The 10,395-nt window shown below is 63.4% G+C and carries 7 protein-coding genes and 2 pseudogenes; 2 read left to right on the forward strand and 7 right to left on the reverse strand.

Features of this window, described 5'->3' with window-relative positions:
• Window positions 1-86: 86 nt before the first annotated feature.
• The 5 genes from ACRARE_RS17120 to ACRARE_RS17140 form a co-directional block, all read right to left on the reverse strand.
• The gene (locus ACRARE_RS17120; RefSeq protein WP_432657673.1) at window positions 87-1,301 is read right to left on the reverse strand and encodes a sugar ABC transporter substrate-binding protein; all 1,215 of its coding nucleotides are present in this window, start codon (window positions 1,299-1,301) and stop codon (window positions 87-89) included.
• A 75-nt stretch (window positions 1,302-1,376) separates the two neighbouring features.
• Window positions 1,377-2,399 carry an ABC transporter permease gene (locus tag ACRARE_RS17125; RefSeq protein WP_432657674.1) on the reverse strand — a complete coding sequence of 341 codons (1,023 nt, stop codon included), beginning with the start codon at window positions 2,397-2,399 and terminating at the stop codon, window positions 1,377-1,379.
• Window positions 2,396-3,388, reverse strand: a complete 993-nt coding sequence (locus ACRARE_RS17130) for an ABC transporter permease (protein ID WP_432657675.1) — start codon at window positions 3,386-3,388, stop codon at window positions 2,396-2,398. Before ACRARE_RS17130 ends, ACRARE_RS17125 begins: the two co-directional genes overlap by 4 nt.
• The gene (locus ACRARE_RS17135; RefSeq protein ID WP_432657676.1) at window positions 3,385-4,953 is read right to left on the reverse strand and encodes a sugar ABC transporter ATP-binding protein; all 1,569 of its coding nucleotides are present in this window, start codon (window positions 4,951-4,953) and stop codon (window positions 3,385-3,387) included. Before ACRARE_RS17135 ends, ACRARE_RS17130 begins: the two co-directional genes overlap by 4 nt.
• A gap of 748 nt (window positions 4,954-5,701) precedes the next feature.
• Window positions 5,702-6,340 (reverse strand): TetR/AcrR family transcriptional regulator, encoded by a 639-nt coding sequence (locus ACRARE_RS17140; RefSeq protein ID WP_432657677.1) that lies wholly within the window; start codon window positions 6,338-6,340, stop codon window positions 5,702-5,704.
• 87 nt (window positions 6,341-6,427) lie between these two features.
• On the opposite strand from ACRARE_RS17140, the gene ACRARE_RS17145 reads away from it, so the two are divergent.
• Together ACRARE_RS17145 and ACRARE_RS17150 are read left to right on the forward strand one after the other, a co-directional pair.
• A complete protein-coding gene (locus tag ACRARE_RS17145; RefSeq protein WP_432657678.1) occupies window positions 6,428-7,621 on the forward strand; it encodes an MFS transporter in 1,194 nt (397 codons plus the stop codon).
• 586 nt (window positions 7,622-8,207) lie between these two features.
• Window positions 8,208-8,962: pseudogene (locus tag ACRARE_RS17150) on the forward strand (IS5 family transposase); the annotation flags it as partial.
• A 240-nt stretch (window positions 8,963-9,202) separates the two neighbouring features.
• Here ACRARE_RS17150 and ACRARE_RS17155 read toward each other — a convergent pair.
• Window positions 9,203-9,823: a hypothetical protein gene (locus ACRARE_RS17155; protein WP_432657679.1), complete on the reverse strand. Its 621-nt coding sequence runs from the start codon at window positions 9,821-9,823 to the stop codon at window positions 9,203-9,205.
• A gap of 456 nt (window positions 9,824-10,279) precedes the next feature.
• Window positions 10,280-10,395, reverse strand: a pseudogene (locus ACRARE_RS17160) (IS5/IS1182 family transposase); the annotation flags it as partial.

A 10,395-nucleotide genomic window follows, 5' to 3' on the forward strand; every position in this document is an offset into this window, starting at 1 on the left:
CAGCGGCTGTTTCGGTTTCGGGCGGGGCGCCTGCGCGCGAAGGGTGGGTCCGGCGCCCGCCACGGGGGACGGGCGCCGGGTCGGGATCAGGGCTGAACCGTGGGTTCGATCTTGGTCAGCTTGTAGAGATCCTCGGGCGCGTCGCAGCGCATGCAGTTGATCCCCGGCTCGTTGCCGGCCACGACGACCTCGGCGGGCAGGGCCTGGATCGTGGCGCCGGGCACGGGGGTGCCGTTCAGCGCGGATTCGCGGTTCACCTCGGGCAGCAGCTCAGGGTTCAGCACTTCCGAGACGAAGGACGAGGGGACCTTCTCGGGCGGGAAGACGTTGCAGCCGTCTTCATAGCTGTCGCCTTCGCAGACCTTGACCATATCGGCGGGGACCCAGGGCAGGGGGTATTCGATATTGGTCGGCTCCAGCTCGCGGGCGCCGGTCAGGATCTCCATCGCCAGCTTGAAGGCATAGCCGGACTGGGCGGGCGGCGAGCCTGCCGAGACGCCGGAAAGGCCCATTTCCTGCATCGCCGGATCGGCCAGGGCCAGTCGGAAGCCCGCAGAGTTCTCGCCGGTCATCGGCACCAGGCGGTCGCCTGCGTCCATCATCGCCTGGATGGCGCCGTATTCCCCGGCCTGGGCCCAGATGCCGTCGACATCGGGGTGGGCGGTCAGGGCCTTGGCGGTTTCCTGCTGTGTGGTGCGGTCATCCCAGTAGGAATAGTATTCGGCCACGACCTCGATGCCCGGGTACTGGTTGAAGATATGCATGGCGCCGTCGGTGTGGCGCTGATCGACCGAGTTGCCCGGCACGCCGCGCGACAGGAAGATCTTGCCCTTGCCGCCCAGCTCGTTGACCAGGGCCTGGGCGCTGTTCTCGCCAAAGCCCGAGGACAGGTAGCTGACGTTGTAGGCGCAGCTTTCGGTGACGGTCGCGTCATACATGAAGAACAGAACGCCCTCGTCGCAGCCGCGCTTGATGGTGCGGTTCAGTGCGGTCGAGGAGATCGGGAAGCTGATGATGGCATCGGCGCCTTCGTCGATCATGCTTTCATAGGCCGAGATCTGCGCCTGGGGGTCGGTGCCCGAGATCACCTCTTTCAGCTCGACCGTCTCGTTATAGGGCGGGGTCTGGGCCAGGGCCTTGACGATGTTGGCGGCTTCCGACTGCCATGCGTTGCCGGAATAGGACAGGCTCAGGTAGACCTTGAACTTGTCCTGGGCCTGGGCGGCGGTGCCGGTCAGCCCGGCGCCTGCTACGGCCAGCGCCAGAATGGCGGCGGTGGATTTGTACCCTGTCGTTTTCATTCTCTTGTCTCCTCCTGACAATTTTGGAATGGCCCGGCCGGTTTCAGGTCCGGGCAGGTGGGATGCCCGACGGCCCTAGCGGCCGAAAGAGCGCAGTTTCTGGAACAGTTCCTCGCGCAGCAGCAGCAGGGCGAGCAGGATGATCGAGCCCTCGATGATGGTGCGCAGGCCGAATTCGAGGCCCAGGGCGGCGATGATCGTGCCCAGGATGGTCAGCAGCAGCGCCCCGCCCACGGTGCCCAGGAAGGTGCCGCGGCCGCCCAGGATCGACGAGCCGCCGATCACCACCGCCGCGATCGAGGGCAACAGGTAGTCATCGCCCATGCGCAGGGTGGCGCCGTTGGAATAGCCCGTCAGGGCGATGCCCACGAAGCCCGCGCAGATGGCGCTGAAGACATAGGGCAGGATGCGGATCAGGGTCACCGGCACGCCGGCGGTGCGCGCCGCGTCGACATTCTCGCCCACGGCATAAAGGTAGCGCCCCCAGACCGAGCGGCTTTGGAACAGCCAGCCCGCGACGGCGACGATCAGCAGGGCGATGACCGGGGTCGGCAGGCCGAAGAGGTGGCTTTTCATCAGCGCGACGGCGGCATCGGGGGCGGCGCCACGGGGCGTGCCCTTGGTATAGCCCAGCAGGCCCGAGGCGACGATGATCGACATCGCCATGGTCATGATGAAGGGCGGCACGCGCAGCCAGATCACCCCGGCGGCGGTGGCCAGCCCGACCAGGCCGCAGACCCCCAGAACGGCGGGCAGCAGGATCCATTCGGCGCCATTGCCGGGCCCGACCCAGCTGGTCGACAGGATCCCGCCCAGGGTGATCAGCGCGGGCAGCGACAGATCCAGCCCCCCGGTCAGGATCACCAGGCCCTGCCCGAAGGACAGCACCACCAGGAAGAAGCCCAGCACCAGCACGGTTTCCACCTGGCTCCAGGACCCGAGGGCGGGGTTGATGAGGCGCGCGCTGAGCAGCAGCAGGATGCACAGGATGGCCACGGTCACCGTGCTGATCGTTTCACGGCTGATCCGGGCGCTGCCGCGGGTGTCGCCGGTCTGGGTAAAGCTGGTATCGCTGGCGGTCTTGGTTTCGGCGTTCATTTTCTGTCTCCCAGGCCGGTCAGGAAGGAGCTGAAGACAACCGCCAGGATCAGGACGACGCCCTGGAACATGCCGGTGTAGAAGGAAGAGATCCCGCTGGAGAAGAGGACCTTTTGCAGCAGGGTCAGCGTGGCCGCGCCCATCATCGTGGCGAAGACACCGCCCCGGCCGCCCGACAGCGAGGTGCCGCCCAGGGCCACCGCCGCGAAGGTCAGCATCAGCAGCGGCGTGCCCGAGGTCGGGTTGCCCGTCGCCGTCTGGGCGCTGAGCATGAAGCCCGCCAGCCCGTAGGCGCAGCCCGCCACCACATGGGCCAGGAAGCGCACCCGCACCGTGTTGATGCCCGACAGCCGCGCCGAGGGTTCATCCGCGCCGATGGCATAAAGCGAGATCCCGAAGGCCGAGCGGCGCAGCCAGAACCAGACCAGCAGGGTGGCCCCCAGCACCAGGCCCGAAACCGGGATGACGCCCGCGATCCGGTCGGTCATCTCGTAGGAGATCCACTCGGCCACCCAGCCCCCGGGGGCCTTCAGGATGACCAGGGCGATCCCCTGGCAGATGATCATCGTGGCCAGGGTCGCGGCGATGGATTGCAGCTTCAGCACCGCCACCAGATAGCCGTTCACCGTGCCTACCAGGGCGCCGATGGCCAGGCAGATCAGCACCGAGGCGGCGGCGCCGCCGGGCCCGTCCAGCGGCCAGACCGCCAGCACGACATTGGTGATCGAGATCACCCCGGCGACCGACAGATCGAAGCCGCGGCTGATCACGATCACGGCCTGCCCTGCGGCGGCCAGGGCCAGGGGGGCGGTGTTGTTCAGCAGCGCCGCGATGGAATAGGAGGTCAGCGCCTTGGGCTGCTGCACCGCGTAAAGCGCGTAAAGCGCGACATAGACCAGGACGATCAGCCCCGCCCCGGTCAGGAACCGGGTGCCGATCCCGGGTCGTGTGGCGCGGAAGGTCCCCGCATTGGCTTGCGTATCGGTCATGCCGCGCTTCCTTCTGCCTGTTGCGGGGCGCCATGGCCCAGCATCGCGGCCACCAGGGCCTGTTCGGTGATCTCCTCGCCCTCGAAGCGCCGGGTGACGCGGCCGCCGTAAAGCGCCAGGCAACGGTCGGCCAGCTGGGCGATCTCGGGCAGTTCGGAAGAGTAGAAAAGCACCGCGCCCCCGGCTTCGGCGAAGCTGCGGATCGCGGCGTAGATGCTTTGCTTGGTGCCCACGTCGACGCCACGCGAGGGATCAAACAGCAGCAGCGTCTTGGCCCCGGTGGCCAGGGTGCGGGCGATCAGCGCCTTCTGCTGGTTGCCCCCCGACAGGTCGCCGATGGGAAAGCTCAGGTAGCGCGGGTTCATCTCGACCCGGTCGGCCGAGGCGGTGGCCACGGCCATCTCGCGGGCGGTGCTGATCAGCGTGCCCCGGCTGGCCTGGCCCATCACCGGCAGCACCACATTGGTGGCGGCGCTGAGCCCGGGCAGGATGCCCTCGGTCTTGCGCTCTTCGGGCAGGTAGGCAATGCCGCTGCCGGTGCGCAGCGCGGCGCGCGGACCCGAGAGGCGGACGGGGCGGCCGTCGACCTCGATCTGGCCCGCCTCGGGGCGTTCGAGCCCCGCCAGCATCCGAAACAGCCCGTGTTGCCCCTGACCCTCCAACGCGGCCAGGCCCAGGATCTCGCCGGGGCTGAGGCGGAAGCTGATGTCGTTGAGCCCGTGACCTGCCAGGTTGCGCACCTCAAGGCGCACCGCGTCGGTCTGCGGGGCGTGGCGGCGGGGGATCCGCTGGTGGCTGGCCCTGCGGCCCACCATCATCTCGAAGATGTCCCCGTCCGAGGCATCCGACAGTTCGACCGAAGCGATGGAGGCGCCGTTGCGCAGCACGGTGGCATCGGTACAGATCTCGCGCACCTCGGCCAGGCGGTGAGAGATGTAGAGGACGGCGACACCGCGCGCGGTGGCCTCGGCAATGCGCGCAAACAGCCAGTCGGTTTCCGCCAGCGAGGCCGTGGGTTCGTCGAGGATCAGCACCTCTTGCGCCGCGTCGATGGCGCGGGTGATCTCGATCCGCTGGCGGTCGGCCAGGGGCAGCTTGCAGATCTCGGCGGCGGGGTCGATCCGGTCCAGCCCGTGGCGCGCCAGGATCTCGGCGCCGCCCTTCAGGGTCTGCCGGGCCGAGACCAGCCCGGCCATGCCGCGCGGCAGATGCGGCAGCAGCAGGTTCTGGGCGACCGTCAGATTGGGCACCAGGCTCAGCTCCTGGAAGGCGGTGGCGACCCCGGCGGCGCGGGCGTCGATCAGCGAATGCGGCGCATAGGCCCGGCCCTTCAGCTGCATCTGCCCGCCATCGGGCGCGACCGCGCCGGTCAGGATCCGTACCAGGGTGGATTTCCCGGCGCCATTCTCGCCCAGAAGCGCGTGAACCTTGCCCGGGCGCAGCGCGATATCCGCGTGTTCCAGCGCCACGGTGGCGCCATAGGCCTTGGTCAGGCCGCGGCCCTGAAGCGCAGGAATGGCCTGCCCCGGAGGCCCCGCGGGGACCTCGGATTCTCGGTCGAACATAGTCTCTCCTCCCAGTTCCCTGTCGGCGTGCCCAGTCATGAGAACGTTCTCAGGGAACGTTCTCATTAGTCTGGTCAGTGTGGTTTCGGTCAACGAAGATACGCGCAAGGGCGGTATTGCAGAACTGCATTTCGCCGAAAAATCCATACGTGTCCGGTATTGTTTGGGCGCGGATCTGTCAGGGATTGCAGGGGCTTGCGGGATCGGTTTTCGGGGCATTCGCGGCGGCGTTGGAGATGGTCCCGGGGGTGCCGGAGGCGGTGCTCCTTGGGCTGCCGCGCCCGGGTCCGCAGGGCGAAACCCTGCGGTGGCGACGGGAATCACCGGCGGTCGGCCAGTCGGTTGCGGCAGGGTGGGGGGGCTCAGTCCCCGGGCCCGATCAAAGCCGGGGCACGGGGGCAAAATCTGCCCGGCGGAGGTCGTCGCCTTGGGGAGCGGGGGCAAGGACGCCCCGTCCGCGTCCATCGCGCGGAGGACCTGCGTCGCGCCCTGGGGCGCCTGAACTGTTCTGAGATCAAAGTGGTGCGGGTGACCGAGACCGACCGAATGCGCGCGACCTTGTTGAGTTGCGCCGTCTATCCCGCGCTCCACTCTTCTGGCGTGTCGGCGGGTGCGATGATTGGGGTGTCACGCAGGTTCCTGATGCCTCGGCAGGTGCTGAGCTTGTAGAGCGTGATAGGGCTGCCCGGCGCAACCACTGCATCCAGTATCGTCAACAGAGTGGAACGAATTTCACACATCGCCTCCTTCAGACTTGCGGCGAAAAGGGGGTCTTCAGATAGGAGAGCATCAATCGCCGCGACTGTTCGGCGATGACCGGCGCTTGCAGGCTGACCGGATGCTCCAGCAGGGCCCGGTGACCAAGCGTTTCAAGAAGCGTCTCAATCATGGTGGCCGCATCGGCAAGGTCCAGGTCCGAGGCGATCTCGCCCCGATGATCCGCCAGGGCGCTGTAGATCAGGTTGGCAACCTCGCGACTTGCCGCGGCCGAAAAATCCGACAGCCCGAGACGCGGCGCCAGCTCGACCAGCATCCTGTGGCGTCCGGGCATGTGGGGATGACGGACCAGCGTCACGTCGACCAGAGTGTCGATCGTGTCCGCAAGCGTGCCGCCCCGGCGTGAGGCAAGAGCGGTTTCAAAGCTCTGGACAAACTCGCGGATCATCTCACGTATCGCGGTCGCCGCCAGCGCGCGCTTGTCGGGGAAATACTGATAAAGCGACCCGATGCTGACCCCCGCGCGGTCGGCGACGTTGGCCGTCGTCATGGCCTCAAAACCCTCGACTTCGAGAATGTGAGTGGCCGCCATGACGATTGCCTCGACCGTGGCCTTTGCCCGGGCCTGTCTTGGGATTTTCCTAGGTTCATCAGGTGCTTGCTGCGCCATGGGTTCGCCTGACCTTATGCGAATAGAAAACATGAGAAATTCGTCACATATTCGGCCTCATTCTGCAATCACCCACTCGGAGACCGTATGATGGAAATGAAATCAGTGATCGCGCTGAGCGCTGCTTTGGCCGTAATCGCATCGACATTGATCCTGCCATTGCTCGCACCGCTCGTGCGGGAAATGGGGCTGTCCTCGACACAGGGCGGTTTGATGCTGTCCATCGGCTCTGTCGCGATGGTGCTGGCTGCCCCGATCTGGGGGCGCATCAGCGAGCGTTTTGGCCGAAGGGTGGTAATTGTGGCCGGTTTCCTGGGCATCCTGCTTGGCTATCTGCTTTTTGCGTTTGCGGCAGAGGTCGGGCTCTCGGGCCAGATCGCAGGCCCTGCTCTGTTCGCCGCGCTCACGGCATCGCGGGTCACAATGGGGCTTTTCCTCCTCGCCGTTCCGGTTGGAGCCCAGGCTCTGATGGCCGACGTAACGCCGCCAGAAGAGCGAGCGGCGGGTATGGCGTTGATCGGTGCAGCGACCGGGGCTGGCATGATTGTTGGTCCCGCGCTGAGTGGCTTTCTGGTCGGGTTTGGACTGACATGGCCTTTGTTTTCGGCAGCGGTGCTTTGCGCTCTCGGCGCGTTTGTCGGCTGGTTTGCGCTGCGTGATCATGTGCATGTTCAGGTCAAGAATAGATCGAATGCAGGCCGTTCCGGCAGGTCGCTCTGGCCCTGGCTGGTCGCGGGCGTGGTGCTGTGGACGATGATTGCGACGATCCAGATTTGCGGTGGTTTCTGGTTCAAGGACAAGCTTGGTCTGCCAGCACCGACCGCAGCGCAGCTGATCTCGGCCGCTCTGGCCATCGTCGGTGCGGCGATGTTCGCGGCGCAGATTTTGCAGTTGAAGGTGTCTCTGCTTAGCCCCCGGTTTCTGGTCGTTTCCGGAGCGGCGATGATGATCCTTGGCAATCTGACATTGCTGGCGACAGCCGAGGCGTCCTGGTTTCTGCTCGCCTATGGATGCATGGGGCTGGGCGCCGGCTGGCTGATGCCGGGCATCATGGGCGGAGCCTCCCTTGCCGTGGACGCCGATACGCAGGGGGCTGCGGCCGGTCTCGTCGCTTCAACCCAGGGAATTGGCTTCATCATTGGTCCGGTGTTGAGTACGGCGCTTTATGACGCTGAGGCTGCATTGCCCTTCCTGGTGATGTCCGTCGTTCTGGCGATCTGTGCGCTTTTCTTCACCTTGCGGCGCGCCGCTGGCGTCGCACCCGGGACAGCTGGATCATAGGTGGCGATACGTAAACGTGGGTTGCCGCACGGAGTAAACAGCATCTTCCAGATCGGCACTTTCGCGGTCACGCTGCATTGGGAACCCAAACTAGTTTGATGGCCCGATGCTTTGTAGACGGCAGGCTGATGATGGAACTCTTATGGACGACCGGGTGCTAGAGGCCATAACGAATGGCCGCTTAGCGCAGGGAGCGGACGCGCTAACCGTGCTGTCTCCAGCCGCGCCTCTGGGCGCTTCCGGCTCTGAGCCGACCTTCGCGCCAGGCGCAGCCGATGGTCGATTTATTCCAAGAGCCGACCTTCGTGCCAGACGCAGCAGATGACCGGACACCAGATCGAAGCGGCCGTTTGAGCCAAGCGTGCCTTGGGCTTTGCTCTGCCTTCAATTACAGGTACTCGCACAGGTACGATGGTCGAACACGTAGCTCGCTTATGACGTCAGAGTGTCCGAGGCTAGCGATCCGTTAGAAATATGATAGACATACGCAAAACATGAGCGTGCGCAGCTCTTTCCTCACTTAGGCTCAGGACCCATTGATTTCCCCTTAGCAGCGTGATTCAGCGTTCGGAAAACGAGCGGTGACATGTCTGATCTCTTCTGGCTGAGCGACGCGCAGATGGCGCGTCTTGAACCCTATTTTCCGAAGTCCCACGGCAAGCCTCGCGTCGATGACAGACGTGTACTGAGTGGGATTATTTTCATAAACCGTAATGGCTTACGCTGGCGGGATGCGCCGAAAGAGTATGGCCCTCACAAGACGCTCTACAATCGTTGGAAGCGATGGAGCGACAAAGGCATCTTTGCTCAGATGATGGCCGGGCTGGCTGCCGAACACGGCGAGAAGAAAACAGTAATGATTGATGCGACTTACCTGAAAGCACATCGCACCGCGTCCAGCCTGGGCGCGAAAAAGGGGGGCGTGGCCGCCTGATCGGTCGCACCAAGGGCGGCATGAACACCAAGCTGCATGCCATTTGCGACAGCAACGGCCGCCCGATCAGTTTCTTCGTCTCCGCTGGCCAAGTCAGTGACTACATCGGGGCGCGAGCGTTGCTCAGCAGCCTGCCCGATGTCGACTGGCTGCTCGGGGATCGGGGCTACGACGCCGATTGGTTCCGAGAGGCGTTGCAAGACAAAGGGATACGCGCCTGCATCCCGGGCCGGAAGCAACGCAAGACAACCGTGAAATACGACAAACGCCGCTACAAACGCCGGAACCGTATCGAGATCATGTTCGGCAGGTTCAAGGACTGGCGCCGTGTCGCAACCAGATATGACAGATGCCCAAACGCCTTCTTCTCTGCCATCGCTCTCGCCGCAACCGTCATCTATTGGCTATGCGTCCAGAGCCTAGCGGTCATCCATGCCAAGAACACCGAGCGGCGGCCCCCCGCCCAGTCTCAACGCGAGCCAAATGCGGTCGAGTTATTTAGTAGGTTATTGCGTCTTGCCTTGATACCGAGAGGCGGAGTGTGTAGCTGAAAAAAGGTAGGGTCATCTGCTTTCTCCCTACTGGTTTCGCTTTCAAATCCAGCTATTGGTATGAGGTGCCCCTAGTTTCCCAGACACCTGCCTTGTTCAGTATCTTTCGCAAACAACCTCCAGATCCCAAGTAACCTGAGAGCCAGTCTCAAGGTTGAAAACTAGCTCGAATCCAGCTGTCAAGTTGAGAACCAATTCCGTAGGCCTCGCGCCCTGGGCACACAGCTCCTGCGCTATATAGTCTCCAGCAGCCGAAATCGTACTAACGACTCTCCCAATGTCACCAGATGGAGCGTTCACCCTCGTTCTCTCAGCAATCTCGATCGTTGCGTCTGCCCAACCCGCCGGGCCCACCGTGCGAATAGTATAGCCTGTAGGAAGCTTGTATCCAGTGACCGATATATTTCCGTCGATAGTCTCGAAGGGAGCCGTTCCACTGAGGATCTCAACCGGGATTCCTTCGGGGTCATCTACAACAAAACCAAATTCTGGCGCATCTGCAGCGACACTACTTGCCCAACTTTCACGCAACGCACTGAGCGCGGAGCCGGAAAAGTTTGGTGTATCTCCAAGATCGACACTCACGCCCGGAGTGCTGGCCAAGGCTTCGTTGATTTTACGTTCAAATACTGTGGGGTCAAAGTCCTGAGCCACCACATTCGAAGCTACGAGGCATGAAGCACATGCGACATTGAGAGTTTTTATCAACATGATCATCTTTCAATTTGAAAACACGCTTATTTGAAAGCGAAGCTAACCTTACTTCTACCATTAGATGTCCATTACCTAAGTATGTCAAAGTCCAATGTTGCTTAGCGGGTCACATGCGCGGTTGCACACGACAGGTCTGCGCGCCTAGCAGATGCTCAGGAGCGCCATTACGAACGGTCTCTTTTTGCGCATCACTGCCGTTCGTCCAGGTCGCAGCGAAAGTCGGCTCCCCGCCCTTCGTGTCCGTGCTTATCGTCATGCTGCGGCTTGCACGAATGTCCTGGAAGGGCTGGCTGCGGTCATTCGCTGCACGATGCATGAACGTCCGCTCCAGCGCTCGGCGCCCGCCCCCCGGGCGGGGTATCTGAAAATCAGGGCAAAATGCTCCTTACCGGTGGGCTAATGGGAACATTCGTGCGCGGCTAATTGGAGAAAAAAAGCCCACTCTGATTGGGGTCTAGGTCATGTTGACAAATGGCGGATCCAGAGACGGATCGACGTGATGTCAATGAAGCCGAGGAAGCTTTCCGCCGTCTTGTCGTAGCGGGTCGCGACACGCCTGGCGTTCTTGAGCTTGT

This window comes from Pseudooceanicola aquaeponti, assembly GCF_050897975.1.
Classification (GTDB): Bacteria; Pseudomonadota; Alphaproteobacteria; order Rhodobacterales; family Rhodobacteraceae; genus Pseudooceanicola.